Source organism: Microbispora sp. H10885 (genome assembly GCF_014161415.1).
In the GTDB taxonomy this organism is placed as follows: domain Bacteria; phylum Actinomycetota; class Actinomycetes; order Streptosporangiales; family Streptosporangiaceae; genus Microbispora; species Microbispora triticiradicis.
Window position 1 is genome coordinate 190,640 of sequence record NZ_JABBWY010000013.1, and the last position, 26,205, is coordinate 216,844.

A 26,205-nucleotide genomic window follows, 5' to 3' on the forward strand; every position below is an offset into this window, starting at 1 on the left:
CCTGATACGAATGACGGGGTGAGCGAGGAAGAGGAGTCCCTGCGGGAAGAGGCCGAGGCCCGGCTGCGGGCGCTCGCCGGGGAGCACGCGCGGCTGCGTGACGACCAGTGGGCCGCCATCAAGGCCCTGGTAATGGACCGCAGGCGCGCGCTGGTCGTGCAGCGCACCGGCTGGGGGAAGTCGGCCGTCTACTTCATCGCCACCGCGCTGCTGCGCGAGCTGGGCGAGGGGCCCACGGTCATCGTCTCCCCGCTGCTCGCGCTGATGCGCAACCAGATCGCCGCCGCGGAGCGGGCCGGCATCCACGCGGAGACGATCAACTCGGCCAACCCCGAGGACTGGGAGAAGGTCTACGGCCAGGTCGCCGAGGGCATGGTCGACGTGCTGCTGGTCAGCCCCGAGAGGCTGAACAACCCCGACTTCCGCGACCAGGTGCTGCCCGAGCTGGCCGCGAGCGCCGGGCTCCTGGTGATCGACGAGGCCCACTGCATCTCCGACTGGGGGCACGACTTCCGGCCCGACTACCGCAGGCTCCGCACCCTGCTGGCCGAGCTGCCGCCGGGCATCCCCGTGCTCGCCACGACCGCCACCGCGAACGCCCGGGTCACCCGCGACGTCGCCGAGCAGCTCGCCGTCACCCAGGAGTGGGACGAGCTGCCCGGCGGCGAGGTGTTCGTCCTGCGCGGACCACTGGAGCGCGAGAGCCTCCACCTGAGCGTCGTACGGCTGGGCGGGGCAGGCCAGCGGCTCGCGTGGCTGGCCAGGACCCTCCACGAGCTGCCGGGCTCCGGCATCGTCTACACGCTGACCGTCGCCGCGGCGCAGGAGATCGCCGCGTACCTGCGCGAGCAGGGCCACACGGTCACCGCGTACACGGGGCAGACCGAGGCGGCGGACCGGCTGGCGGCCGAGGCCGACCTGCTCGGCAACCGGGTCAAGGCCCTGGTGGCGACCTCGGCGCTGGGGATGGGCTTCGACAAGCCCGATCTCGGCTTCGTCGTTCACGTGGGCGCTCCGGCCTCGCCCGTGGCGTACTACCAGCAGGTGGGCCGCGCCGGCCGCGGCGTCGAGCGGGCCGAGGTCATCCTGCTGCCCGGCCCGGAGGACAGGGAGATCTGGGCCTACTTCGCCTCGCTGGCCTTCCCCCCGGAGGGGGTGGTCAAGGCGACGCTGGAGGCGCTGTCGCAGGAGGGCGTGCTGTCCACCCCCGCCCTGGAGACGAGGGTCGACCTCAGCCGGAGCCGGCTGGAGATGATGCTCAAGGTGCTCGACGTCGACGGGGCCGTCCGCCGGGTCAAGGGCGGCTGGGAGGCCACCGGCGAGCCGTGGAGCTACGACACCGAGCGCTACGCCAGGGTGGCCGCCGAACGCCGGGCCGAGCAGGAGGCGATGCTCGGCTACATCACGACCACCGAGTGCCGGGAGCGGTACCTGCGCCGCCATCTCGACGACGAGACGGCCGCGCCGTGCGGCCGGTGTGACAACTGCACCGGCGGCCACCGGTCCGCCGAGGTGCCGGAGGAGGCCGTGCAGGCCGCCCGGCAGCGGCTGGCCCGGCCCGGTGTGGAGATCGAGCCGCGCCGCCAGTGGCCCACCGGCCTGCCCGATCTGAAGGGGCGGATCAAGCCCGAGCTGTGCGCGGAGCCGGGCCGCGCGCTCGGCCGCCTCACCGACATCGGCTGGGGCACCCGGCTGCGGGAACTGTTCTCAGCGGGCGACGGGCCGGTCCCCGACGACGTGTTCGCCGCGGTCGTCGAGGTGCTGAAGTCGTGGGAGTGGGCGCGGCGCCCGGTCGGCGTGGTCGCGGTGCCCTCGGGTTCGCGGCCGGTGCTGGTCGGGACGCTCGCCGAACGACTGGCCCAGGTGGGCCGCCTGGAGCACCTCGGCACGCTCGGCTACCGCGACGGATCACCGGCGGCCAGGCACAACAGCGCCCAGCGGGTGGCGGCCATCCGGGGGACGCTCGCGATGCCGCGTGAGCTCGCCGCGCGGATCGCCGCCCTGGACGGACCGGTGCTGGTGGTGGACGACCGCGTCGACACGGGCTGGACGATGGCGCTCGCCGCCGCCCAGATCCGCCACGCGGGAGCCCCCGCCGTGCTTCCCCTCGCCCTCGCCGTCACGAACTAGTTCCGGGACGGCCGTCGTCGGCCGGGGCGCGGCCGCCGGGGCGCGTCCAGGGGAAAAGCACAGGGCGAACCCGCGGCAAGCACGTGGGTAGGCATGTGGGTAGGCACAGGGCGCGCGGCAGGGCGCCGACCCGCTTGTGCCAGAGACGGCCGCTTGCGCGAGAGGCGGCGGCTTTGCCAGAGGTGGCCGCTTGCGCTAGAGGCGGGGGCGGGCGCCGAGGTTGGAGATGCACCGGGCCGCGAGGGCGTTGCCCGCGGCCAGGGCCTCCGCGGGCGGCTTGCCGTCCAGCCAGACCGGCAGGAAACCGGCGGCGAACGCGTCCCCGGCGCCGGTTCCGTCCACCACCCGGTCGACGACCTCGGCGGGCGCCCTGACCGGTTCGGGGCGGCTGTTGGAGTACCAGAGCGAGCCCTCGGCGTTGATCTTGATCACGACCTGGGGGAACCAGGCGGTCAGCACCTTCGCCGCCGAGGCGGGGTCGTCCCTGCCGGTGAGCACCTTGGCCTGGTCGGCGTTGGCGAACAGCAGCTTCGCGCCGTCGGTCCACTCCAGGAACGGCTCGGCGCCGGTGCGCTCCAGCGGTGCGGAGGAGGCGCAGTCGATCGAGATCGACATGCCCGCCCGGCGGGCCATGTCGAGAGCGGCGAGGCCGGCGTCGCGCGATCCCTCGTTGATCAGCGTGTAACCGGACACGTGCAGGTGGCCGCCGGCGGAGAAGAGGTCGCGCGGCAGGTCCTCGGGGGACAGCGCGGCGTTGGCACCGGGGTCGGAGAGCATGGTCCGCTCGCCCTTGTGCGTGACGAGGACGACGCAGGTGCCGGTCGGCCGTTCGGGATCCATGACGAGGCGGGCGTCCACGCCGTACCCCATGAGCTCCATGTCCCGGTTGCGGCCGGTGATGTCGGCGCCGCGGCGGCCGATGAAGGCCACCTCGGAGCCCTCCACGGCCAGCCAGGAGGCGATGTTGGCGCCGGATCCGCCGCCGTGCATGGTCACGACGGCCGGGGTGTCGCTCGCCCTCGCGAGAGGGAACTTCGCGCGCGCGACCGCGTCCGTCATGAGATCGCCCACCACGACGACCCGCGTCATGCTGTCACCACCTTGCCAACTGGCTAATGGAGGCGAGCCAGGCCCAAGGAGGGGCGGCGTCCGCTCCGTGCTGTAGAGGCTGACGCCCAGAAACCTAACAGCTTCCAGGGGCGCCGTGGGTGGAGAGCGGACAGACGGGAACAGTCGATGCACAAGCGTTGTCCAACTCGTCCCTCCTCGGTTCGTAGATCCCTTATAAGCGCTCTCGCGAGACTATCTCCATAAGTAAGTAGAAATCCCCCAATTACCACCAAGCCGGGCACGGATAATCTCGGTTGCGTGCACCCTCAGTACCCCGCCCACTGGGAGGCGGACGTCGTGCTGTCCGACGGCGGCACCGCCCATGTCCGCCCGATCAGGCCGGACGACGCCGGCATGCTGCGCTCCTTCTACTCACGCCTGTCCGCGGAGTCCATCTACTTCCGGTACTTCGGCCCGCGCCCCCGGCTGACCGACAAGGACGTCGCGTTCTTCACGAATGTCGACTACGACAACCGGGTCGCCCTGATTGCCACGATCGGCACGGAGATGGTGGCGGTCGTGCGCTATGACCGCGTGGAGCCGCGCGACCACGCCGAGGTGGCCTTCCTGGTGGAGGACGCCCACCAGGGCAGGGGAGTGGCCTCGGTGCTGATGGAGCACTTGAGGGCAGCCGCCCGCGAGCGCGGGATCAAGACGTTCATCGCCGACGTGCTGCCCGGCAACCACCGGATGATGGGCCTGTTCCGCCAGGCGGGATACACGGCGCAGAGCCAGTTCGAGGACGGTGTCGTACGGATGACGCTCGACCTGTCGAGCACCGAGACGGCCCTGGAGGTGCGGCTCGCCCGCGAGCACCGCGCCGAGGCCCGCTCGATCGCCCGCCTGCTCACGCCGGAGTCGGTCGCGGTGATCGGCGCGAGCCGCGAACCCGGCGGCATCGGCCAGGCGGTGCTGCGCAACCTGCTCGCCGCCGACTTCACCGGGCCCGTCTACCCCGTCCACCGGCAGGTGCGGGCCGTGGCCGGCGTACCGGCGCACCGCAGCGTGTCGGCGATCGACGGCGAGGTGGACCTCGCCGTGCTGGCGGTGCCCGCCGAGGGCGTGCTCGAACTGGTCGAGGAGTGCGCGCGGAAGGGCGTGAAGGGGCTGGTCGTCGTCTCCTCCGGGTTCGGCGAGACCGGCCCGGAGGGCCTGGCCCGCCAGGAGGAGCTCGTCCGCATCGCCCGCGCGTACGGCATGCGGGTGGTGGGGCCCAACTGCCTGGGCATCGCCAACACCGACCCCGCCGTACGGCTCAACGCGACGCTCGCGGCGACCCTGCCGGGCCGGGGGAGGGTCGGCTTCTTCAGCCAGTCGGGCGCGCTCGGCACCGCGCTGCTGCAGCGGGTGGCGCAGCGCGGCATGGGCATCTCGACGTTCGTCTCGGCCGGCAACCGGGCCGACGTGTCCGGCAACGACCTCCTGCAGTACTGGGAGGAGGACCCGGCGACCGACGTGATCCTCCTCTACCTGGAGTCCATCGGGAACCCGCGCAAGTTCACCCGGCTGGCCCGGCGGATCTCCCGGTCCAAGCCGATCGTGGTGGTCAGGTCGCGCGGGGTGCCGGGAGGCCACGCCGCGCCGGTGCTCGCCATGCCCGACACCGCGCTGAGCTCGCTGTTCGCGCAGGCCGGGGTCATCCGGGTGGACGACCTCGTCCAGCTCTTCGACGTCGCCCAGCTGCTGGCGCACCAGCCGCTGCCCGCCGGGCCGCGGGTGGGCGTCGTCGGCAACTCCGACGCGCTCACGCTGCTGGCCGAGGAGGCGTGCGCGGGCGCGGGCCTGGAGCCCCGCCCGCCGGTGAACCTCGGCGCCCGGGCCGGCGCCGCGGAGTTCGCCGAGGCGCTGAGGAGCGTGCTGCCCGAGGTGGACGCCGCCGTCGCGATCTACATGCCGCCGATCCCGGGCGACTGCCGGGAGGTCGCCGGAGCGCTGCTCGACGCCGCCCGGGAGTCCGGCAAACCGGTGCTCGCCACCTTCCAGGGCCGGTTGGGCATGCCGGACGAGCTGCGCGTTCCGGGCGCTCCCGGCGGCGAGTCCCCCGGGCGGGGGTCGATCCCGTCGTACCAGGCCCCGGAGGAGGCGGTCCGCGCGCTGGCGCACGTGGTGCGGTACGCCCGCTGGCGCCGGGAGCCCCTGGGCCTGGTGCCGCAGGTGGACGGGATCGACCCGGCCGCGGCGCGGCGGATCGTCGCCGCCGCGCTCGCCGGGGACGGCACCGGGGACACGGCCGTAGACGCCGCCGGAGACGCCGCCGTGGACTGGGCCGGGGACGGCGGGGCCGAGCGGGAGATCGACGCGACCGCGCTGCTGGCCTGTTACGGCGTCGAGGTGTGGTCGGCGCACGTCGCGGCCGACGCGGAGGAGGCCGTCGCCCTCGCCGAGCGCGTCGGCCCGCCCGTGGTGGTCAGGTCGGCCGACCCGGAGCACGTCCGCCGCGCGGGCACGGTCCGCGTCGGCCTCACCGACGCCGCCGGGGTCCGGCAGGCGTACGCCGGTCTGGCCGCGCTGCTCGGGCCCGGCACACCGCTCGCGGTGCAGCGCATGGCGCCGCAGCCCTCGGTGCCGACAGTCGTCGGGGTGACGCAGGACCGGTACTTCGGGGCGGTCGTCACGTTCGGCCTCGGCGAGGTCACCGCCCGGCTGCTCGGCGACCAGGCGCACCGCCTCGCCCCCCTCTCCGCCGAGGACGCGGCGGCGCTGGTGCGGTCGGTGCGCGCCGCGCCGCTGCTGTTCGGCGAGTACGGCTACCAGCCGGTGGCGGTGGAGGCGCTGGAGGATCTGCTGGTGCGGGTGGGGCTGCTGGCCGACGCGCTGCCGGAGGTCGTGCGGATGGACCTCGACCCGGTTCTGGCGGGCGCGAACGGCACGGTGGTGCTGGGCGCCCGCGCCGTCCTGCGGCCCGTCACCACGCTGCGCCCCGACGCCGGCCCCCGCCGCCTGCGGTGACCCGCGGGCGCTCAGGGGTACGGCGGGCCGCCGACGTGCGCGCCGGGCGCTCCCCCACGCGGCGGGTACCGGGGACGCGGGGCCCGGAGAGCGCTCGGCGCGGCGCGGGCGGAAAACCCGTCCCGCCGGGGTGTGAAACAGGTGTCCCTTACAGGGCAGGATGGACCCATGAGGGAAACCCGAGTCTCCGCCGCGGGCTTGCGCGAGGCCATAGATCGCAGCGGCTACTACCCGGATCTGGTGGCCGACGCCGTCGACTCCGCACTCGGCAGCGAGCAGGTGACGGCGTACGTCGTGCATCACGAGGCGACGTTCGACCCGGCGATGGAGGTGCGCAGGCACGTCACGGTGCTGGTCCTGTCGCCCACCCGGCTGCTGGTCTGCCACACCGACGAGCACCCGCCCGCCGAGGGCATGCCCGCCTCGCACGCCTCCACGACCACGGAGGCGGTGCGGCTCAGCCGCATCCAGTCGGTCGCCGTGACCAGAGTCGTGCCCGACCCCGCGTCGTACGCGCCGGGCACCTCCCCCACGGAGGTCACGCTGACGATCGGATGGGGGGCGATCTCCCACGTCGACCTCGAACCGGCGACCTGCGGCGACGAGAACTGCGAGGCCGACCACGGCTACACCGGCGCGATCACCGCCGACGACCTGTCGCTGCGGGTCAGCGAGGCCGCCGACGGGCCGGAGGCCGTCACCCATGTGCTGGCCTTCGCCAAGGCGCTGTCCGAGGCCACCGTCTGAGGCCACCGTGTGAGAGCACCGACTGAGAGCACCGTCTGGAGAGCACCGACTGAGGAGCGTCCCGTCAGGGAGGCGGCGGGCGTTCCCTGACACCGTCCCCTCTTCGTCCCGCCGGGAGGCAACGTGATCGACCCCCAGCTCCCAGCGGCGTCTCGCGGGACGTCCGCGGCGGCGTCCGGCGGGGCGTCAGCGTCCCCGGCGGCTCGGACGGCCCCCGCGTCTCCCGCGTCTCCGGCCGCCCCTGCCGCTCCCGAGGCCCTCGGGGCCGCGGCCGGGGGGCCGCCGGCCGTGCCGTACGTGCCCGCGTACGGCACGGCCTCGCTCGCCGACCTGCCGGGGTCGATGCTCGCCTCCCTCGGCCTGTCGGCGGACAACACGCTGGCGCTGGAGCCGGCCGCGCGGGTGTGCCTGTTCCTCGTGGACGGGCTCGGGGCCGAGATGCTGGCCGCCCACCCCGGCACGGCGCCGTTCCTGTCGGCCCACCTGCGCGGCACGCTCACGGCGGGCTTCCCGTCCTCCACCCCGACGAGCCTGGCCACGCTCGGCACCGGCGCGCCCCCCGGGGAGCACGGCATGGTGGGGGTGCAGATGGCGGTGCCGGGGGAGGGCAGGCTGTTCAACTGCCTGCGCTGGACCGCGCCCGGCCTGCCCGTCGACCCCGACGTCTGGCAGCCCGCCGAGACGGTCTACCAGCGCATGGCCGCGGCGGGGGTGGAGCCCGTCTACGTCGCGCCCGCCTCCTTCGACGGCACCGGGCTCACCCGCGCCGTCTACCGGGGCATGCGTCACCGGGCGGCGGAGACCGCCGACGAGCGCGTGGACGCGGTGCGGCACGCGCTGCGGGAGACGTCCTACGTCACCGTGTACTACGGCGACGTCGACCGGGCGGGCCACTTCGGCGGCTGGGGCAGCGGCACGTGGCTCGAACAGCTCGCCGTCGTCGACCGCATGGCCGAGCGCATCGCGGAGTCCCTGCCGCCGGGCGCCGTCCTGTACGTCACGGCCGACCACGGCATGATCAACGCCACTGACAAGGTCGACGTGGACCACCGCCCCGACCTGCGGGAGGGCGTGCTCATGCTCGGCGGCGAGGCCCGTGCCCGCCACGTCTACACGAGGCCGGGCGCGGCGGAAGGGGTCCTGGAGACCTGGCGCGAGGCGCTGCGCGGGCGGGCCTGGGTGGTGACCCGCGAGGAGGCCGCCGACACCGGCTGGTTCGGCCGCCGCGTCCGCCGCGAGTGGCTCGGCCGCATCGGCGACGTGCTGGCCGTGCCGTACGGCGAGTGCGTGATCGTGGCGTCGGCCGCCGAACCGGTGGAGTCGTCCCTGACCGGCTACCACGGATCACTGACCCCGGCCGAGCAGAACGTCCCGCTCCTGGAGATCCGCCGCTGACCGGTCACCGATCGGTGAACCGCGCCGGGTGTCAGCGGGTCGTGGTGAGGGGGAGGCCGGCCAGCAGGCGGTCACGCAGGGCGTCGCCGCGGATGCCGATCTCGGGGAGGTCGTCGGGGCCGGGGGCGCCGGTGACCAGCAGTTCGGGCACGAGGAGGCGGCTCAGCGGGGCCTCGGGCGCCGGGTCGGCCAGACCGCCGATGGGGGCGGTGGAAAGGTCGAGGTAGGCGGGGGCGAGGGTCCTGCCATGGAGGGTGCCGGCGACCAGGTCGGGGCAGAACTCGTTCCAGAAGATCGAGACGGTGGCGCGCAGGTCCCCGTGGATCATCACCAGCTTCTCGGTCATGTCGCCGACGAAGGTCTCGGCCGTCACGTGGCCGTGCACGACCAGCTTCGCGTCACCGGCCAGGTAGACGTTCCTCGCCCGCAGGTTCCCGAGGACGATCAGCGCGGCGGCCCCGTCGTCCACGTCGGTGATGTTCCCGTCGACGACCAGGTCGCCGTCCACGACGTACCCCGTGGCCGCTTCGGGCGTGTGCTCCCGCCACGGCGTCCGCTCGTGCTCGTCGAGGGGGAGTTCGCCGGTCACCGTGGCGGGACCCGGCACCAGGATGTACTCCTCCTCGTACAGGTTCTCGTACGTTTCCTTCGGCAGCCCGCGCCGCTCGAACAGGTCCACCGCGTCGCCCCAGGCGAGGTAACTCGATCGCATTCGCGCGACCATAGCAGTGAACGGCGCCCGGCCCGGCCCGGCCGGGCGGCGGCGACGGCTTGGCACAATGGCTGTGGCACCGTACCGGCCAGGAGGGGTCTCATGAGCGAGCGAGTCGGGGAGCATCGTGATGGGAAGCACCGTGATGGGGAGCACAGCCCGCTGATCACTCCCGAGGAGCTCGCCGCGCTCGCCGGCGTCACGATCCTCGACGTCCGCTGGCGGCTCGGCGGGCCGCCCGGCATCGAGTCGTACCGCGAGGGTCACGTGCCCGGCGCGGTCTTCTGCGACCTGAACGCCGATCTCGCCGCCCCGCCCGGCCCGGCCGGGCGGCATCCGCTGCCCGCTCCGGAGGACTTCGGCGCCGCCATGCGCCGCCTCGGGGTGTCGGGCGCGCGCCCGGTGGTCGTGTACGACGACGCCGACTCGACGTCGGCCGCCCGGGCGTGGTGGACCCTGCGGTACTTCGGCCACGGCGACGTCCGCGTGCTGGACGGCGGCCTGCGGGCCTGGACCCGGGCCGGGCTCCCGGTGTCCAAGGAGGAGGGGCCGGTGCCGCCGGGAGACTTCGCCGCCCGGCCCGGCGGGATGCCGGTGCTCGACGCCGGGCAGGCGGCCGCGCTCGCCGCCGACGGCGTGCTGCTGGACGCGCGGGCGGCCGAGCGGTACCGGGGAGAGGTGGAGCCCGTCGACCCGGTCGCCGGTCACATTCCCGGCGCGGTCAGCGCCCCCACCTCCGAGAACGTCGAGCCCGGAGGGCGCTTCCACAGCGGGTCGTTCCTCCGGGAGCGGTTCAACACGCTGGGGGCCGTCGAGGGCGTGCCCGTCGGGGCGTACTGCGGGTCGGGGGTGACGGCCGCGCACGAGGTGCTGGCACTGGAGATCGCCGGGCTGCCGGCCGCCCTGTACGCCGGCTCGTGGTCCAACTGGGTGGCCGACCCCGGCAGGCCCGTCGCGACCGGCTGACCTCATCCGGGTGCGAGGCGGCCGTCGCCGAAGCAGACGAACCCCGGCACGGCCGACTTCGCGGACGCCGCGGCCAGCGCCTCGGCGGGGGAGCGGCCCTCGGCCAGCAGCCGGTGGAAGAGCGTCATGACCGCCGGGGCCTCGTCGTCGCGGACCGGCACGACGCCCGCGACCACGCACGCCGCGCCCCGATCGAGGAAGGTCCCGGCGAGTCCCAGGGCCGCGCCGTCCACCGGCGCGTGCGCCATCCCCGCGTCGCAGGCCGACAGGACGACGAGCCGGGGCATCCGGCGCGCGGTCAGCAGGTCGTACGCCATGAGCGGTCCGTCGTCCAGCGTGATGTGCGACAGCATGGGCCCGCGCGGGCTGAAGAGCCCGTGGGCGGCGACATGGAGCACGTCGGCCCGCTCCAGCGCACGCAGCACCTCGGCCCTGGTGGCGCCGATCCGCCGCGCCCGTGGGTGCGTGGCGACGACCATCGCGGCCTCGGCGGCGGCGTGGTCGAGCCCCGGGCCCGCCACCGACAGCACCAGCGGATCGCCGCCGGGCGGACCGGGAGCCGGGGTGAACCATCGGGCGGCGTCCGCCGCGACCGACACCGGCCGTCCGCGCAACGAGGGGAGCATCGGCCAGGGCAGCGTGCCCAGCGCCCCGGTGGGCACGATCGTCACCGGCCCGGCCGCTCCCCGTCCCGGAGAGCTGCGTCCCGGAGAGCCGGGGGAGGCGAGCGTGCCGGGACCGCTCAGGAGCCGCCGGTCGAGAGCGGACAGTTCGAGGGCCACCGCCTCGTCGTCGGCGCCCGCCGGGTGACCGGCGTCGCGCAGGACGCGGCGGCGCAGGCCGTACCGGACGCGCGTGGTCGCCTCCACCGCGGCCTGATAGGAACCCAGGGCGCGCAGGGCGCACCCGCCGGCGTCGGCGGTGACGGCGAACAACTCGTCGCCACGCCGCACCAGCTCCACGAGCAGCCCGGCCCCCGCGCGTCCCGGCGGCGGGAACGGCGGCGCGCCGCGCACGACCGCCCGCCACCGCTCGGACCACTCCAGGACGGTCCAGGCGTCGCCCGTCCGGCGGGCCCGGTCGATGGCGATCCGCAGGCCGAACGCGGCGAGGTCCTCGGCGGGCCGTGCGGCGTGGGCCCGCAGCTCCGCGTCCCGCACCGGCGCGCGGGCGTCCTCCGCGGCCGCACCGCCCGCCGGCCGGCCGGTCCCCGCCTGCGGAGCCGCGTCGCCGCTGTCCCCGGCGTCCGCGCCGCTCCCGGGACGGGCGGCTTCGATGCCTCGGGCGGCGGCGGCCAGGGCCTGGGCGAGGTCCCCGTCCAGGCGGTGCCGCAGGGCCACGGCGTGCCATCGGACGAGCGGGCGGGTCGCGGTGGCGGCGGTGATCCGCAACTGCTCGCGGGCGGGGCCGAGCGCGCCCAGCCGCACGGCCGCGGCGGCGGCGGTGAGCCGCAACGCCGAGGACGCCGCATGCCACCCGCACGCCGCCAGCTCGTCGGCGCAGGACACCAGCTCGGCGATCAGGCCGTCGCCGGGTGCCTCCTGCGAGCCCGGCTCTTCCTGGGTGCCCGGTGGTTCCTCGGCGCTGAGTGTTCCCCAGGCACGCGCTGTCTCCCGAGCGCCTGCTGTTTCGGGGGCGCCGGGTGTTCCCTCGGCGCTAGGCGTTTCCTCGGCACCGGGTGTCTCCCGCGCGCTGGGTGTCTCTCGGGTGCCGGGCGTTCGCGGAGCGCCGGGAGCCGAGCCGCCCGCCGGAGGGGTCAGCCCGTCCTGTGGCCGGCCGGTCGTTTCGGCCAGGCGGGCCCGCAGGACGACCTCCGTGGCCAGGGGCAGCCAGGCGGTTCTGCCCTGCGCGGCCAGCTCCGCGTGCGCCGTGCGCGCGGTCGCGCCGGCGAGCCGGGCGTCCCCGGAGAGGAGGGCGGTCTGGGCGAGCAGCAGCCGCGCTCCGGGGATCGCCGCGTGCGCCTGGGCGGCCACCAGTTCGGGCACGGCCTGTTCGAGCAGCGTGCGCGCCTCGCCGGGTAGCCGGGCGGCCACCAGCGCCTCGGCGAAGTCCGTCCGCATCGCGGCGAGCCGCTCGGGGAAGCCGAACAACGTCTCCTCCGCCGCGCGGTACCGCGTGAAGGCGGCGGCGATGTCGCCCCGGCGGGCCGCCACGAACGGCAGGTTGCCCTCCGCCAGCATCACGAGATGGTCGAGGCCCGCGCGCCTGGCGATCCGGGCGCATCGGGCCAGGTCGGCCTCGGCCGTGCCGTACCGCTCCAGATAGACGTGGGCGAGGCCGCGGTTCAGCAGCGCACCCGCCTGGAAGAACGGATCTTCGTCCAGCCGGCTGATCGCCCGGTCGCAGTGCCGTGCGGCCTCCGCGTGCCGCCCGAGCAGCATCAGGGCGACCGACCGCTGCACGTCCAGCCTGGCCAGGTCGGTTCCCGTGAGATCCCGCTCGGCGAGACCGGCCAGGCGCAGCCCGCCTTCGGGATCGCCGAGCTGGGCCCGGACCGTGACGAGCGACATCCGCGCCTGCGCCACCCGCCGCGGATGCCCCCGCGCCGCGCCGGCCGCCTCCCGCAGCCGCTCCTCGGCCAGCTCCAGATCGCCCAGTTCGCGCGCCGCCAGCGCCGACGCGCGCAGCGCCACCGAGGCCGCCTCGCCGTACGGCCCGGCCGGCTCGGCCCGCGGGGCCAACTCCAGTACAGCCCTCGCCTCCGACAGGGCCAGCCGGGGATCGGTGCCCGAGAGTCGTACGGCCGCCTCGGCCCGGCCGACCAGCCGGTCCTGGTCCTGATCCTGCTTCTGGGAGGGGCTCGTGCGGGGGCACGGTCCCGCGGGTTCCGGCCGGTGGGCACGCTGCCGTGACATCACGGGCGTACGCGGAGCCAGCGGGTGAAGACGGGTGCCTGGCCGGGTCGATGGCAGACCACGCTGACCCATCCGGGCGGCAGGCCGGTGACCGCGAAGTGGCCCGTCTCGGAGAGGACGCGGACCTTGCCGACCTGCGGGGTGCGCACCTCTATCCTGGCGTCCGGCCCGGGGGCGGGGGACACCTGCCCGGCCACCTCCATCCGCCCGCCCGTGATGGTCGTCTCCAGGTCGATGACCAGGCCCGCCGCGCTGAACCTGCGGACGTGCGTCCCGTCCCGGCCGTCCGCGGTGACCGGCCGCCACGACGCGTCGCGCGCCCCGGCCGCGCCCGGCTCACCGGCCGCGGCATCCGTGCCGGGCGCGCTGCCGGGCACGGTGCCGGGGGCGGAGCCAGGTGTGGTGCCGGGCGTGGTGCCGGACGCCGGTGAGGAGCGGGCTCCGCCCGGCGCGGTCAGGTCCACCGGCCCGGCGGGCACCCCTCCGGGCACGCGCAGGCGGAAGACCGCCCGGGCCGCGGCCGAGACCCCCTCGGGCACGGGGTCGGCGCCCGCGCCCATCCGCAGGGCCGCGAGCAGGTACTCCTCCCTCATCGGCGCTCCTCGTGCCTCGTCGTTCCGCTTCCACGTGGCCGCCCCGCGGGGCGGGCCCGGTTCCCGCTCAATCCGGTTCCTCCATCAGCGCGCGCAGGCGGGACATGCATCGGGCCCGGGTGGGCCCGATGCTGCCGACCGGCAGGTCGAGCCGGACCGCTATCTGGGCGTACCTCGCCTCGGGATGCAGCACGTAGAGGCGGATGAGCGAGCGGCAGGGCTCCCCGAGCAGGTCGAGCCGCCGCCACGCCTGCCGGCCCAGGTCGGCGTCGACCACGGCCGCCGTCGGGTCGGGCTGCGCCGGGTCCGGCACGTCCAGGTCGGAGACCACCTCACCACGGGCCCTGCGGCTGAGCCTGGCGGCCTCGTGCCGGGTGGTGGTGACGAGCCAGGCGCCGACCCGGGCGGGGTCGCGGATGGCGCCCGCGTTCTCCACGAGCCGGAGCCAGGCGCACTGCACCGCGTCGGCGGCGTCGGCGGCGCTGAGCCCGAACGCCCGCGCGACCGCCCACATCCTGCCGTCGAACCGGGCGACCAGGTCCTCCCAGCCGGCCTGGTCGATGGTGGTGAACGAGTCGTCCGTCTGCATGAAGTCACTCTTCGCGCTCGGGGGAATGCGAATGGTGACAGGAACCCTATCGATCCCCGGTCGTCACGACCACCCCGAGATCCCCGCTCCGCCGGCCGTCCCGCAGCAGGCGTCGTACGGCCTGATCGGGCGGAACCTCCCGGCACAGGCGGGCGACCACGCCGGAGACCACCGCGGCGGCGAAGGACGTGCCGCTCCAGGAGGCGTAGCCGTGGAAGTCGCGGTGCTCCAGGAAGCTGCTGACGAGCCCGACGCCGGGCGCCCACACGTCCACCCAGGGCCCGTACGCCGAGAAGGGCGCGCGGGCGTCCCCGTCGAGCGCGCCGACCGCGAGGACGCCCGGCAGGGCGGCGGGCCAGAAGGGGCGGGTGGAGGCCGTGTTGCCGGCGCAGGCCACGACGGCGGGGAAGGCGGCGAGCGCCTCGGCCAGCCCCAGCGGCGGACCGTCGTCGAAGGTGTGCCCTCCGAAGGAGAGGTTGAGCACGTCGGCCGGCCCGCCGCGCAGCAGGGAGAGGGCGCCGAGCAGCGCCGCTTCGTCGCCGATGCCGTCGCTGTCGAGGAGGCGTAGGGCGCGCAGGCGCGCGCCGGGAGCCTGCCGCAGGATGAGCCCGGCCACGAATGTGCCGTGCCCGGCCTGCCGGTCGAGCACGCCGTCGCCGTCGGCGTCGGGCGTCTCGGCGATGTCGTCGCGGTACCACCGCGCCAGCCAGGGGTGCGGGGCGAGGCCGGTGTCGAGCACCGCGACGGTGACCTCGCAGGGCTCTCCCGGCTCGTACGGCGGTGGCGGCGCGGGGGAGGGCGGCCCGCCGGGCCCGCCGAAGAACAACGGCTGGCCCGACAGGACGTGGTTGGGGGAGGCGGCGTGCCCGCGGTCGCGAAGGGTGGCCGTCAGGTCGACCACGTCCGCGCCCGGCGCGAGCCGTACGCGGTGGACGCGGCCCGCCTCGGAGATCGGCCCGGGGAGCGGTTCGGCGGTGAGCGCCCATCGGGCCACGGCGGCGGGGGCGGAGGTGAGCAGTTCGCCGGGGCGGATGAGGGCCGGACGCCCGGGGACGGGCTCGATGAGCCGGGTGCGCATGCGCGGGGCCTTTCCACGACCTGGCCTGGTTGATCGCGGAAGGTGTCATGCCCAATGCAAAGAGTTGCCAAGCACCATTCGGTATGACCCCCCTCTGGTGCCAGGCTGCGACGGACGGTAGTCTCTCCTACAGTCATCCAACCGTGATCATCTCAAACCGTGAGGCCGTTGGGGAAGGCGCACCTCATGCGAATTGGGAGGTCCGGTGGCTGCTGCTCGTGGCGTCCTGTACGTCCACTCGGCTCAGCCTGCGCTGTGCCCGCATATCGAGTGGGCCGTCGCAGGCGTTCTTGGCGTGCCCGTCGACCTGACGTGGACCGCCCAGCCCGCCGCGCCCGGGACCCTGCGGGCCCAGGCGGAGTGGGAGGGCCGTCCCGGCACCGCCGCGGCGATCACGTCATCGCTCATGGGCTGGCAGCGCATCCGCTTCGAGATCACCGAAGACGCCTCGCCGGGCGTCGACGGCTCACGGCACGCCTACACGCCGACGCTGGGGGCCTTCACGGCCGTCGTGGGCGCGAACGGCGACATCCTGGTCCCCGAGGACCGGCTACGCAACGTCATGCTGATGGCGGCGCAGGGCCGGGTGGTCCTGGAGGACGAACTCGACCGCCTGCTCGGCAAGCAGTGGGACGAGGAGCTCGAGTCGTTCCGCTACGCGGGTGAGGGAGCCCCGGTCCGCTGGCTGCACGCCGCCGTCTGACCCTTCCTTCCGCCCGGCGTCACGCCGGTGCCGCGTCGATGCCACGTCGATGCCACGGGCGGCCCGGGCGGCCGGACACCGCCCGCCCCACGGAGCGAGCGGACCAGAGCACCCGGTGATCGGGCTGCTTCGCGTCACGTGGCGACTCGCTCATGGGATCGGCGACCGGGCACGGATACGCGGAAGCGCCGGTCCCCGTGACCGGGGGCCGGCGCTTCCAGGAAGCGATCAGAGCGGGATGTTGCCGTGCGCGCCGCGGGCCGGGGTGGCCTGGGCGAGCACCCGGGCGATCGCGCCGCGGGTCTTGGCCGGCTCGATGACCTCGTCGACCACGCCGAGGTCGATGGCGCGCTGAAGGCCGCCCGCGGCCTTCTCGTGCTCCTCGGCCAGCCGGGCCTCCAGCGCGGCCCGCTCCTCCTCCGGCACGGCGGCGATCTCGCGCCGCTTGATGATCCGCACCGCCGCGACCGCGCCCATGACCGCCACCTCCATGGTCGGCCAGGCGAACACGCGGGTCGCGCCGAGCGAGCGGGAGTTCATCGCGATGTACGCCCCGCCGTACGCCTTACGGGTGATCAGCGTGACGCGGGGCACGGACGCCTCGGCGAAGGCGTGCAGCAGCTTCGCGCCGCGCCGGACGACGCCGTCGTGCTCCTGGCCGACGCCGGGGAGGTAGCCCGGCACGTCCACCAGCACGACCAGAGGCACCCCGAAGGCATCACACATCCGGACGAACCGGGCGGCCTTCTCCGCCGAGGCGGAGTCGAGGCAGCCGCCGAGCCGCATGGGGTTGTTGGCGATGACACCGACGGTGCGGCCGCCGAGGCGGCCCAGGGTGGTCACGATGTTCGGCGCCCACTTGGGCTGAAGCTCCACGCCGGGGTCGTCGAGCAGGCCCTTGACCAGGGGATGCACGTCGTACGCGCGACGGGGGTTCTCGGGGAGCACGTCGCCGAGGTCGACCTCGTCCACCTCGCGCATCCGGCCCTGGTGGCCGAGGAGACCGGCGAGCTGGCGGGCCTTCAGCAGGGCCTCGGGCTCGTCCTTCGTCACGACATGGACGACGCCGCTGCGCTTGCTGTGCGGCTCCGGGCCGCCCAGGGCGGCCATGTCGATCTGCTCGCCGGTGACGCTGCGCACGACGTCGGGGCCGGTGACGAAGATGCGGCCGCTGTCGGCCAGGATCACGATGTCGGTCAGGGCCGGGCCGTACGCGGCGCCGCCGGCCGCGGGGCCGACGACGACGGAGATCTGGGGGACGATTCCGGAGGCCTTGGTCATGGCGGCGAACACCCGGCCCACGGCGTGCAGCGACTCCACGCCCTCGGCGAGGCGGGCGCCGCCGCAGTGCCAGACGCCGATGACCGGCACCCGCTCGCGGACGGCCACGTCGTAGGCGTGGACGATGTGCTCGCAGCCCTCCGCGCCCATCGCGCCGCCCTGGATGCGGGCGTCGCTGCAGAACGCGACGACCGGCACGCCGTCCACGCGGCCGGTCACGGCCAGCACGCCGCTCCTGTCCTCGGGAGTGATCGGCCGCATCGAGCCCTCGTCCAGCAGGTGCCCGAGTCGCACCAGGGGGTCGCGAGAGTCGACAGCCGCCGCTTCGGCGGTCTCGGCCGCCGTACCCCTGCCGGCCGCCGTCCCGCTGTCGAGCACAGTCATTCGAGACTCCCTTGTCAAACGGTCGTGAAGGCCACGGCGACGTTGTGTCCGCCGAACCCGAAGGAGTTGTTCACGGCCGCGATCTGCCCCCCGGGCAGGTCGCGCGGCTTGTCGCACACGATCTCGACGTCGACGCCGTCGTCCAGGTCCTCCAGGTTGATCGTGGGGGGGACGACCCGCTCGGCCAGCGTCTTGATCGTGAACACCGACTCGATGCCGCCGGCGCCGCCGAGCAGGTGCCCGGTCATCGACTTGGTCGAGGTGACGAGGACGTGCGAGCCGAACGACTTCTCGACCGCCTGGGCCTCGATCACGTCGCCCGCGGGGGTGGAGGTGGCGTGCGCGTTGACGTGCAGGATGTCGCGTCCGGTCAGCCCCGCGTCGGTCATGGCCTGGGTCATCGCCATGACGACCCCCCGGCCCTCGGGCTCCGGCTGGGTGATGTGGTGGGAGTCGGCGGACATGCCGAGGCCCGCCACCTCGGCGTAGATCCGGGCGCCGCGGGCCACCGCGTGCTCGTACGACTCCAGCACGATCAGGCCCGCGCCCTCGCCGAGGACGAAGCCGTCACGGCCGCGGTCCCAGGGGCGGGAGGCCCGCTCGGGCTCGTCGTTACGGGTCGACATGGCCCGGGCCGCCGCGAAGGCCGCCACGTTCAGCGGGTGGATCGCCGCCTCCGTGCCGCCCGCCATGACGACGTCCGCCCGGCCGGCGCGGATCATCTCCAGCGCGTACCCGATGGCCTCGGCGCCGGAGGCGCAGGCGGAGACGGTGGCGTGCACGCCGGCCCTGGCGCCCAGTTCGAGGCCCACCCAGGCCGCCGGGCCGTTGGGCATCAGCATGGGCACGGTGAACGGCGACAGCCGCTGCCAGCCCCGCTCCTTGAAGGTGTCGTAGGCCGACAGCGTGGTGCCGATGCCGCCGATGCCGCTGGAGACGCAGACCCCGAGCCGCTCGGCGGGAACCTCGGGGGCGCCCGCGTCCTGCCATGCCTGGCGGGCGGCGATCAGCGCGAACTGCTCGCTGCGGTCGAGCCTGCGGGCCTCCGGCCGCGGCAGGACCTCGGCCGGATCGACGGCCGCCACGCCGGCGAACTTCACCGGCACGGAGTCGACCCAGTCCTCGGTGAGCGGGCGGATGCCCGACCGCCCCTCGAGGAGCGCCGACCAGGTCGATGCGACGTCTCCACCGAGGGGCGTCGTCGCGCCGAGCCCGGTGACCACGACACGTACCCGGTCCTTACTCACTTCGTCTGCACTCCTCTTGCTTTTCGGGGCGTGAAGGGACCAGACGTGCCCGGCCGCTCCCGGTGCGGGAGCGGGGCACGTCCGGCGGTTCAGCTCTGGATGAAGTTGATGACGTCCTTGACGGTCTTCAGGTGCTTGAGCTGGTCGTCGGGGATCTCGACGCCGAACTCGTCCTGGGCCGCGACGGCGATCTCGACCATGGAGAGCGAGTCGATGTCGAGGTCGTCCACGAAGCTCTTCTCCGGCGTGACCTCCGCGGCCGGGATGCCGGTGATCTCGTTCACGATCTTGCCGAGGCCCGCGAGGATCTCCTGCTCGGTCAGTGCCATGTCGCGACTTCTCCTTGTTGTGTTTTCCTGGTTCGTCTGGGTCGCCCCAGATCCGTACGGCGGGCCGTACGGGGGTCTCTCAAGGGATCTCGATCACCTGAGAGGCGTAGGTGAGGCCGGCGCCGAAGCCCAGCAGCAGGGCCAGCCCGCCCGACGCGACCTCGCCGCGCTCGATCATGCGGGAGAGCGCGAGCGGGATGGACGCGGCCGAGGTGTTGCCGGCGAGCACGATGTCCTTGGCGACGACGGCCTTGTCGGCGCCGATCTTACGGGCGATGGCCTCGACGATCCGCAGGTTCGCCTGGTGGGGGACGAAGGCGGCCAGGTCGGCGGGGTCCACACCGGCACGCTCGCAGGCGAGCCTGGCCACCGGGTGAAGGCTGGTCGTGGCCCAGCGGAACACCGCCTGGCCCTCCTGGTGGAGGAAGGAGCTCCGGTCCTTGATCATGATCGCGTCGGCCTTGTCGCCGGCGCTGCCCCAGGCCACCGGGCCGATGCCCGGCCGGTCGGAGGGGCCCACGACGGCGGCGCCCGCGCCGTCCGCGAAGATCACGGCGGTCGACCGGTCGTCGCCGTCGACCCACTGGCTGAGCTTCTCGCTGCCCACCACCAGCACGTTGGTCGCCGAGCCCGTCCGTACGGCGTCGGACGCGGCGGCCAGGGCGTAGCAGAACCCGGCGCAGGCGGCGTTCAGGTCGTAGGCGCCGGGAGCGGTGATGCCCAGCCGGTGGGCGACGCGGCCGGCGGTGTTGGGGATGGGCGCCTCGGGCGTGCAGGTCGCCACGATCACCAGGTCGATGTCGTCGCTCGACAGGCCGCTGGCGGCCAGGGCCTTGCCGCCCGCCTGGACCGCGAGGTCGATCTCCGACTCCTCCGGCCCGGCGATGCGGCGTTCCCTGATCCCGACGCGGCTCTGGATCCACTCGTCGCTGGTGTCGATCCGCGCGGCGAGGTCGTCGTTGGTGACGACCCGCGCGGGCTGGTAGCCGCCGAACGCGAGGATCCGCGCGGCGGGGGCGCCCTGGCCGAGCCTCATCCGAGCACCTCCTTGGCCGTGTCGAGGTCGGCGGGGGTCTTGAGCGCGACCGTCCTGACGCCGGGCATGGCGCGCTTGGCCAGGCCCGTCAGCGTGCCGCCGGGCAGCAGCTCGATCATGGTGGTGACCCCCCGCTCGGCCATCGTCGCCATGCAGGCGTCCCACCGGACCGGGTTGGCGACCTGGGTCACCAGCCGCCGCAGGAACTCGCCTCCGGCGTCGACCGCCGCGCCGTCCGCGTTGGACAGCAGCGTGATCGACGGCTCGGCGGGGGTGACGGTCGCGGCCTCGGCGCGCAGGTGGTCCACGGCGGGGGCCATGTGGACGGTGTGGAAGGCTCCCGCGACCGCGAGGGAGCGCACCCGCGCCCTGGCCGGCGGGTCGGCCGCGAACGCCTCCAGGCGCTCCAGCGTGCCGCCCGCGACGATCTGGCCCGCGCCGTTGATGTTCGCGGGGGTGAGGCCGTGCCTGTCGAGCGCGGCCAGGACCTCGTCCTCGGCCCCGCCGAGCACCGCGCTCATGCCGGTCGCGGTGACGGAGGCGGCCTTGGCCATCGCCAGCCCGCGCTCCCGCACCAGGGAGAGGGCCTGCTCGGCGGTCAGCACCCCGGCGATCGCGGCGGCGGCGAACTCGCCCACGCTGTGCCCGGCGACCAGGTCCGGCCGTACGCCCAGCGTCTCGAAGGACGCCAGGGCCGCCGCCACCAGCAGGGGCTGGGCGACCGCGGTGTCGCGGATCTCGTCGGCCCCGGCGGTCGTCCCGTACGACGCGAGATCGAGGCCCGCGATGTCGGACCACGCGGAGATCCGGTCCCGGAACGCGGGGATCTCAAGCCACGGACTGAGGAATCCTGGGGTTTGGGCGCCTTGGCCCGGAGCGACGATGACGAGCACGTACTCAACCCTGCCCTGTAGAGGTTCACCACACTGATGGAGATCCGAACGAACTTTGTGGAGGTCGCGTTGTGGGGTACCTACAGTTTCGGTGTCGAGAAGATTAAGACACGCGGCTCAGGTTACGGACAGGCGACCGAGTATGAGACCAACTTGGAGGGTGAATGCGGACCTGCCCTCCGTCGGCTGGTATCCGGTCAGCTCCGTGATCTTCCGTAGACGGTACCGCACCGTGTTGGGATGGACGAACAGCAGGCGCGCGGTCGCCTCCAGCGAGGTGCCCTGCTCCAGGTACGTCGCGAGGGTGTCGAGCAGCGGGGTCCCGGCCAGCGGCTTGTAGACGTTCTCCACGAGCTGGGCGCGGGCGTCCTCGTCGCCGTCCAGGGCGCGCTCGGCCAGCAGGTCCTCGGCCAGCACGGGCCGGGGCGCGTCGGGCCAGCCGGCCGCGGCGCGCAGCCCGGCGATGGCGGCGCGGGCCGACCGGGCCGCCGCGTGCAGGTCGGGCACCTCCGGCCCGATCACGACCGGGCCGGCCCCGAAGCGCGACACGACACCGCGCGCCGCGTCCTTGACGCCGTCCGCCCCGCCCACGATCACGATGAGCCGGTCGCCCTGCACACCGGCCAGCAGTTCGTGGCCGATGCGGCGGCCCTTGTCGCGCAGCCCGTCGATGACGCTCTGCGGGTCCTCGTCCGGGGCGAACCCCGCGAAGACGACGACCGGAGCGGAGGTCCAGCCGAGCGCGGCGGCCCACGAGTGCAGGCCGTCGTCGACCTGGCCGCGCACCAGCGCGTCCACGATCAGCGCCTCCAGCCGCGCGTCCCACGAGCCGCGTGCCTCCGCCTCCCTGGCGTACACCTGGGCGGCGGCGAAGGCGACGTCGCGCGTGTAGCGCAGCATCGCGTGCCGCAGCAGCTCCGCGCCGCCGGGCGCGGCCAGCTCCTCCACCTGCGCCTCGACGACCTCGACGACGATGCGGACGAGGTCGACCGTCTGCTGGAGCGAGACGCTGCGCTTCAGCTCGCGCGGCGCGGTGCCGAAGAACTCGATGCTCGGCGTCGGCCTGCCCTCGCCGGCGTGGCCGAACCACTCCACGAACGCCGCGATGCCGGCCTGCGCCACCAGCCCGACCCACGACCTGTCCTCCGCCGACAGCGCCCGGTACCAGGCGAGCCGCTCCTCCATCCGGGCCATCGCGGCGGTCCCCAGGCTGCCCATGGCGCGGTCGAGCCGCCGCGCCGTGTCCTCCCGGATCCTGTCGCTCATCGGCACCTCGTCCCCGGCCCCCCGGGTGACTCCGTCGCTCTGCCCGTCCGTACGCACCTGTCCGCCGTTTCGCGCGCCCCGTTCGCTCACGTCCCCTAGCGTGCCAGGTCGCCGCGCGGAACGCGCTCCCGGTCCCGTACGGCGCGTTGCGGCGGCCGCCGGGGACCTCAGATGACGGCGACCGCCGTGATGAGGCCGATGAAGAAGTGCGTCACCCCGAGGAGCACGGCGGCGGGCCGCAACGCGTCGTCGCGGACCAGCTCACGCACCGAGATCCCCGCGACCTTGTCGAAGGCGACCATGCCGAGCGTCTGCACGGCGATGCCGACGAGCCCGAACACGAGCGTCGCGAGCAGGCCCTCGCGCAGTTCGCCGCCGGACGACCAGATGGACGCCGCCACGATGAGCGCCACGCCGGCCACGCTGGAGGTGGCGAGCACGGTCGCGTTGGGGTTGCGGTCGGTGCGGATCACCGTGCTGAGCCTGCCGGGGATCGCCAGGTCCACGACGTAGAACCCGGCGACGAGCAGCAGCACGCCCAGGACGGCGTACGAGACGATCGCCAGGGCGCCGTGGCCGAGCACGCCGGCGAGCGAGGTGGTGGTGGTGTTCACGGGGGCCTTCGCTTTCAGCCGTGGATGCGGTGGGGGACGAAAGAGGAGGTGTCGTCGGTGACGAGGCCGGAGGTCTCCCGGATGCCGAGCCCGGCCGCCTCGTCGTCGATCACCCAGGCTCCGAGCACCGGACGCCAGCCGTCGAAGACCGGCAGCGGCCGGAACTCCTGGTAGACGAAGCCCTCGGCGCCGTAGCCGCCGTGGGTCTCCAGCTCGACGCCGGGCGCGGAGATGCGCATGGAGGCGCCTTCGCGGCCGAGCAGCGGCTTGCGCGCGTAGCCCGGCCCGGAGGCCAGCTCACGGGGCCCGTCGAGATAGGCGGGCAGCAGGTTGGGGTGGCCGGGGTACAGCTCCCAGAGGATCGCCAGCAGGGCCTTGTTGGACAGCAGCATCTTCCACAGCGGCTCGATCCAGGTCATGGAGACCTGCTGCGCCAGGGCCTGCGGGGCGAACGGCTCGGCGACGAGCCACTCCCAGGGATACAGCTTGCACAGTGTGCGGATGACCCGGTGCTCCATGTCGACGAACCGGTGGTTGAGCGCGTCCCAGCCGACGTCCTCCATCGCGACCGCGGCGGTGGTCAGGCCGGCCTGCTCCGCGGTCTCCTGGAGATAGCCGACGGTCATCGCCTCCTCGCCCGTCTCGTCGGCGCTGGTCCACCCGAAGTGGACCGGGCCGGTCTGGAGCGTGAGGGACTTCCAGCGGTCCACGAGGCGCTCGTGGATCGAGTTCCACTGGTCGTCGCCGGGATGGACGTCCTTCAGCCAGAACCACTGCACCACGGAGGTCTCGACCAGGCTCGTCGGGGTGTCGGCGTTGTACTCCAGCAGCTTGGCCGGGCCGGTGCCGTCATAGCAGAGGTCGAAGCGGCCGAACAGGTGCGGGTCGCGCCGCCGCCACGACTCGGCGACGGCCGTACGGCAGTGCGGGGGGATGCCGAGGTCGGCGTACCGGTCGTGGGTCACGACGTGGTCGGCCGCGGCCAGGCACATCCGGTGCAGCTCCTCGACCTGGTCCTCCAGGCGGAGCACCTCGTCCAGCGTGAAGACGTAGTGGACGCCTTCGTCCCAGTAGGGCCTGCTGAGGCCCTCGGGATGGGCGGACCGGTGGAACGCCAGGCCCTGCGACTCGATGATCGCCGCCCAGTCCTCCCTGGGCGCCGAGGTCCGCCTGCGCACCCCTCAGCCACCGCCGCCGCTGTGGAACCCGAACCCACCCCGCTGGACCACCCGTCCCGTACGGCTGGTGATCTTCGCGTCGGCGGGCCGCACCGTCGTGCCGTTGTGGACCCGGGCGCCCGTGCGGCTGCCGCCGTAGTACCAGCGGTACGCGCCGTGCGAGCCGCCGTAGTGCCGATGGTCGTCGTCGCAGTAGTCGTCGTCGACGACCATGTAGGAGCCGTCCGGGTTGCGCGTCGAGGTGTCGACGCAGTCCGCCCCGACCTCCTCGTAGTCGTCCTGGGCCGCGCAGAAGCCGACGAGCAGCACCGACAGCACGCCCAGCGTGCCGAGCTTGACCGCCGTGGACGACTTGCCGCCGCCCTCGGGCGGCGGCGGAGGCTTGCGCCCCGCCTGGCGCGCCTGCCACTGCGCGCCCATCGCCAGGGGATGCGGCGGCGGCAGGGAACCGCCGGGGGGTGGTGTTCCGCGTGGGGGGCTGTCCCGGGGCTCTGGCAATCCGGCTCCTGCTGTCGAGATCGGCACACACTATCGTCTCGTTGGACGAACGGGACAGTCTGGTCCGAGGTTCCGGATCGGGGCACGCGGCGCCGGGTAGCGTGCCCGGTGTGGACCCAGTCGAGGCGCTCAAGCGCATCGCCTTCCTGCTGGAGCGGGCCGGCGAGCCGACCTACCGCGTGCGCGCCTTCCGCGGCGCCGCCGCCGCGATCGAGGACCTGCCCCGGGAGGAGCTGGTACGGCTCGCGCGCACCGGCGGCCTCACGGACCTGAAGGGCGTCGGCAAGGTCACCTCCCTCGCCGTCGCCGAGGCGCTGGACGGCGCCGTGCCGACATACCTGCGGCGGCTGGAGGACACCGCCGGCACCGACCTGGACGAGGCCGCGCGGGCCCTGCGGTCGGCGCTGCGCGGCGACCTCCACAGCCACTCGGACTGGTCCGACGGAGGATCGCCCATCGAGGAGATGGCCGCCGCCGCCCGGGAGCTCGGCCACGAGTACCTGGCGCTGACCGACCACTCGCCCCGGCTGACGGTGGCGCACGGCCTGTCCGCCGACCGGCTGCGGCGGCAGCTCGACGTGGTCGCCGAACTCAACGAGCGGTACGCGGGGGACGGCGGTCCGCCGTTCCGCGTCCTCACCGGCATCGAGGTGGACGTCAACACCGACGGCTCGCTCGACCAGGAGCCCGAGCTGCTCGGACGGCTCGACGTCGTGGTGGCCAGCGTCCACTCGCTGCTGCGGATGGACGCCGGGGCCATGACGCGGCGGATGGTCACGGCGGTGGCCGACCCGAATGTGGACGTCCTCGGGCACTGCACGGGCAGGGTGGTGAAGGGCCGCGGACGGCCCGAGTCGAGCTTCGACGCCGAGATCGTCTTCGAGGCGTGCCGGAGGTTCGGGGTGGCCGTGGAGATCAACTCGCGGCCCGACCGGCTCGACCCGCCCAAGCGCCTGCTGCGCCTCGCGTACGAGATCGGCTGCGACTTCGCGATCGACTCCGACGCGCACGCCCCGGGCCAGCTCGACTGGCAGCGGTTCGGCTGCGAGCGGGCGGCCCTGTGCGGCATCCCGGCGGAACGCATCCGCAACACCTGGCCGTGGGGCACTTGGGGTGATAGGGCTGTGGCCTCTGGGTGAGGGGTGTTGTACCGATCTGTCCGGACCGATCGACGTAGCGTCGAATCATGAAACGCCGCGACGCGCTGGTGAAGGAGCTGGAGGCCGGTGGCTGCCTGCCGGCCCGCGAACTCGCCACGCGCCTCGGGGTCAGTAAGAGCACGGTCGTGCGCGACGTGGCCAGACTCCGGGAGGCCGGCGTCCCCATCCGGCTCGACCAGGGCGGGTACGCGCTCGCGGGGCCGGACACGGTGAAACGGGCGATCGACCGGGCGCTGCGCGGGCGGCATGTGCTGCGCCTGGAGTACGCCGACGGCAAGGGCGTGCCGACCGTCAGGGACGTCGAGCCCAGCGTCTGTCTCGGCGGCAGGGGCGGGCACTGGTATCTGGTGGCCTGGTGCCGGCTGCGTGAGGACGTGCGGGTCTTCCGGCTCGACCGGATCTCCTGGGCGGAGGTGGCCGAGGAGCGCTTCCCCGAGCCGGGCCGCGACCTCCTGGCCGAACTCGCCGAAGCCGCCGGCGGGTGACCGGGGC

23 protein-coding genes are annotated in these 26,205 nt (G+C 74.2%); 8 read left to right on the plus strand and 15 right to left on the minus strand.

Going from position 1 to position 26,205, the window contains the following annotated elements:
* Positions 1-18: 18 nt before the first annotated feature.
* Complete coding sequence (locus HHX37_RS30910; protein WP_182887694.1) at positions 19-2,130, plus strand: RecQ family ATP-dependent DNA helicase; 2,112 nt, start codon at positions 19-21, stop codon at positions 2,128-2,130.
* Positions 2,131-2,325: 195 nt separating this feature from the next.
* Here HHX37_RS30910 and HHX37_RS30915 read toward each other — a convergent pair whose 3' ends face one another.
* Complete coding sequence (locus tag HHX37_RS30915) at positions 2,326-3,219, minus strand: carbohydrate kinase family protein (RefSeq protein ID WP_117410100.1); 894 nt, start codon at positions 3,217-3,219, stop codon at positions 2,326-2,328.
* Between the two features lie 279 nt (positions 3,220-3,498).
* On the opposite strand from HHX37_RS30915, the gene HHX37_RS30920 reads away from it, so the two are divergent.
* From HHX37_RS30920 to HHX37_RS30930, 3 genes are all read left to right on the plus strand, one after another.
* Entirely contained in the window at positions 3,499-6,189 is a 2,691-nt protein-coding gene (locus HHX37_RS30920; protein ID WP_182887695.1) for a bifunctional GNAT family N-acetyltransferase/acetate--CoA ligase family protein, read from the plus strand.
* A gap of 168 nt (positions 6,190-6,357) precedes the next feature.
* Entirely contained in the window at positions 6,358-6,936 is a 579-nt protein-coding gene (locus HHX37_RS30925) for a DUF5998 family protein (protein ID WP_117410227.1), read from the plus strand.
* 288 nt (positions 6,937-7,224) lie between these two features.
* Entirely contained in the window at positions 7,225-8,331 is a 1,107-nt protein-coding gene (locus HHX37_RS30930) for an alkaline phosphatase family protein (protein WP_396777256.1), read from the plus strand.
* A 31-nt stretch (positions 8,332-8,362) separates the two neighbouring features.
* Here the strand turns inward: HHX37_RS30930 and HHX37_RS30935 are convergent, their stop codons facing one another.
* Positions 8,363-9,043 (minus strand): polymer-forming cytoskeletal protein, encoded by a 681-nt coding sequence (locus HHX37_RS30935; RefSeq protein ID WP_182887696.1) that lies wholly within the window; start codon positions 9,041-9,043, stop codon positions 8,363-8,365.
* A gap of 102 nt (positions 9,044-9,145) precedes the next feature.
* On the opposite strand from HHX37_RS30935, the gene HHX37_RS30940 reads away from it, so the two are divergent.
* Positions 9,146-10,009, plus strand: coding sequence for a sulfurtransferase (locus HHX37_RS30940; RefSeq protein ID WP_138462556.1), 864 nt, complete (start codon positions 9,146-9,148; stop codon positions 10,007-10,009).
* Positions 10,010-10,011: 2 nt separating this feature from the next.
* On the opposite strand, the gene HHX37_RS38000 is transcribed toward HHX37_RS30940, so the two are convergent.
* From HHX37_RS38000 to HHX37_RS30960, 4 genes are all read right to left on the minus strand, one after another.
* Complete coding sequence (locus HHX37_RS38000; RefSeq protein ID WP_182887697.1) at positions 10,012-12,864, minus strand: CHAT domain-containing protein; 2,853 nt, start codon at positions 12,862-12,864, stop codon at positions 10,012-10,014.
* The gene (locus HHX37_RS30950) at positions 12,864-13,457 is read right to left on the minus strand and encodes a hypothetical protein (protein WP_182887698.1); all 594 of its coding nucleotides are present in this window, start codon (positions 13,455-13,457) and stop codon (positions 12,864-12,866) included. Before HHX37_RS30950 ends, HHX37_RS38000 begins: the two co-directional genes overlap by 1 nt.
* A 67-nt stretch (positions 13,458-13,524) precedes the next feature.
* The gene (locus HHX37_RS30955) at positions 13,525-14,046 is read right to left on the minus strand and encodes an RNA polymerase sigma factor (protein WP_182876508.1); all 522 of its coding nucleotides are present in this window, start codon (positions 14,044-14,046) and stop codon (positions 13,525-13,527) included.
* 46 nt (positions 14,047-14,092) lie between these two features.
* Positions 14,093-15,124, minus strand: coding sequence for a S8 family peptidase (locus HHX37_RS30960; protein ID WP_182887699.1), 1,032 nt, complete (start codon positions 15,122-15,124; stop codon positions 14,093-14,095).
* A gap of 205 nt (positions 15,125-15,329) precedes the next feature.
* Here HHX37_RS30960 and HHX37_RS30965 point away from each other — a divergent pair, with 205 nt between their 5' ends.
* Positions 15,330-15,827, plus strand: coding sequence for a DUF3145 domain-containing protein (locus HHX37_RS30965; protein WP_036404524.1), 498 nt, complete (start codon positions 15,330-15,332; stop codon positions 15,825-15,827).
* A gap of 228 nt (positions 15,828-16,055) precedes the next feature.
* On the opposite strand, the gene HHX37_RS30970 is transcribed toward HHX37_RS30965, so the two are convergent.
* From HHX37_RS30970 to HHX37_RS31010, 9 genes are all read right to left on the minus strand, one after another.
* Positions 16,056-17,492 carry an acyl-CoA carboxylase subunit beta gene (locus HHX37_RS30970; protein ID WP_182887700.1) on the minus strand — a complete coding sequence of 479 codons (1,437 nt, stop codon included), beginning with the start codon at positions 17,490-17,492 and terminating at the stop codon, positions 16,056-16,058.
* Between the two features lie 14 nt (positions 17,493-17,506).
* Positions 17,507-18,739, minus strand: a complete 1,233-nt coding sequence (gene fabF / locus HHX37_RS30975; protein WP_182876505.1) for a beta-ketoacyl-ACP synthase II — start codon at positions 18,737-18,739, stop codon at positions 17,507-17,509.
* Between the two features lie 89 nt (positions 18,740-18,828).
* On the minus strand, positions 18,829-19,068 hold the full coding sequence (locus HHX37_RS30980) for an acyl carrier protein (protein ID WP_117410425.1): 240 nt from the start codon (positions 19,066-19,068) through the stop codon (positions 18,829-18,831).
* 79 nt (positions 19,069-19,147) lie between these two features.
* Positions 19,148-20,104: a beta-ketoacyl-ACP synthase III gene (locus HHX37_RS30985; RefSeq protein ID WP_182876504.1), complete on the minus strand. Its 957-nt coding sequence runs from the start codon at positions 20,102-20,104 to the stop codon at positions 19,148-19,150.
* Entirely contained in the window at positions 20,101-20,997 is an 897-nt protein-coding gene (locus tag HHX37_RS30990; RefSeq protein ID WP_182882886.1) for an ACP S-malonyltransferase, read from the minus strand. Before HHX37_RS30990 ends, HHX37_RS30985 begins: the two co-directional genes overlap by 4 nt.
* Positions 20,998-21,114: 117 nt before the next feature.
* Positions 21,115-22,263, minus strand: a complete 1,149-nt coding sequence (locus tag HHX37_RS30995) for a PucR family transcriptional regulator (protein WP_117410432.1) — start codon at positions 22,261-22,263, stop codon at positions 21,115-21,117.
* A gap of 167 nt (positions 22,264-22,430) precedes the next feature.
* Positions 22,431-22,877 (minus strand): DUF350 domain-containing protein, encoded by a 447-nt coding sequence (locus HHX37_RS31000; protein WP_182876502.1) that lies wholly within the window; start codon positions 22,875-22,877, stop codon positions 22,431-22,433.
* A 14-nt stretch (positions 22,878-22,891) separates the two neighbouring features.
* The gene (locus HHX37_RS31005; protein WP_182887701.1) at positions 22,892-24,055 is read right to left on the minus strand and encodes a glutathionylspermidine synthase family protein; all 1,164 of its coding nucleotides are present in this window, start codon (positions 24,053-24,055) and stop codon (positions 22,892-22,894) included.
* 3 nt (positions 24,056-24,058) lie between these two features.
* Positions 24,059-24,553, minus strand: a complete 495-nt coding sequence (locus HHX37_RS31010; protein ID WP_259402803.1) for a hypothetical protein — start codon at positions 24,551-24,553, stop codon at positions 24,059-24,061.
* 110 nt (positions 24,554-24,663) lie between these two features.
* Here HHX37_RS31010 and HHX37_RS31015 point away from each other — a divergent pair, with 110 nt between their 5' ends.
* Positions 24,664-25,692, plus strand: a complete 1,029-nt coding sequence (locus HHX37_RS31015; RefSeq protein WP_310740612.1) for a PHP domain-containing protein — start codon at positions 24,664-24,666, stop codon at positions 25,690-25,692.
* Positions 25,693-25,739: 47 nt separating this feature from the next.
* Entirely contained in the window at positions 25,740-26,198 is a 459-nt protein-coding gene (locus tag HHX37_RS31020) for a helix-turn-helix transcriptional regulator (RefSeq protein WP_182876500.1), read from the plus strand.
* The last annotated feature ends 7 nt before the right edge of the window (positions 26,199-26,205 follow it).

What these genes read in the sequence shown, in the direction of transcription:
- HHX37_RS31020 (WP_182876500.1), top strand. Translation starts at nt 25,740, where the DNA reads ATGAAACGCCGCGACGCGCTGGTGAAGGAGCTGGAGGCCGGTGGCTGC.
- HHX37_RS30985 (WP_182876504.1), bottom strand. Translation starts at nt 20,104, where the DNA reads ATGAGGCTCGGCCAGGGCGCCCCCGCCGCGCGGATCCTCGCGTTCGGC.
- HHX37_RS38000 (WP_182887697.1), bottom strand. Translation starts at nt 12,864, where the DNA reads ATGTCACGGCAGCGTGCCCACCGGCCGGAACCCGCGGGACCGTGCCCC.
- HHX37_RS30915 (WP_117410100.1), bottom strand. Translation starts at nt 3,219, where the DNA reads ATGACGCGGGTCGTCGTGGTGGGCGATCTCATGACGGACGCGGTCGCG.
- HHX37_RS30925 (WP_117410227.1), top strand. Translation starts at nt 6,358, where the DNA reads ATGAGGGAAACCCGAGTCTCCGCCGCGGGCTTGCGCGAGGCCATAGAT.
- HHX37_RS30960 (WP_182887699.1), bottom strand. Translation starts at nt 15,124, where the DNA reads ATGCGCACCCGGCTCATCGAGCCCGTCCCCGGGCGTCCGGCCCTCATC.
- HHX37_RS30980 (WP_117410425.1), bottom strand. Translation starts at nt 19,068, where the DNA reads ATGGCACTGACCGAGCAGGAGATCCTCGCGGGCCTCGGCAAGATCGTG.
- HHX37_RS30950 (WP_182887698.1), bottom strand. Translation starts at nt 13,457, where the DNA reads ATGAGGGAGGAGTACCTGCTCGCGGCCCTGCGGATGGGCGCGGGCGCC.
- HHX37_RS30940 (WP_138462556.1), top strand. Translation starts at nt 9,146, where the DNA reads ATGAGCGAGCGAGTCGGGGAGCATCGTGATGGGAAGCACCGTGATGGG.
- HHX37_RS30935 (WP_182887696.1), bottom strand. Translation starts at nt 9,043, where the DNA reads ATGCGATCGAGTTACCTCGCCTGGGGCGACGCGGTGGACCTGTTCGAG.
- HHX37_RS30995 (WP_117410432.1), bottom strand. Translation starts at nt 22,263, where the DNA reads ATGAGCGACAGGATCCGGGAGGACACGGCGCGGCGGCTCGACCGCGCC.
- HHX37_RS30955 (WP_182876508.1), bottom strand. Translation starts at nt 14,046, where the DNA reads ATGCAGACGGACGACTCGTTCACCACCATCGACCAGGCCGGCTGGGAG.
- HHX37_RS30970 (WP_182887700.1), bottom strand. Translation starts at nt 17,492, where the DNA reads ATGACTGTGCTCGACAGCGGGACGGCGGCCGGCAGGGGTACGGCGGCC.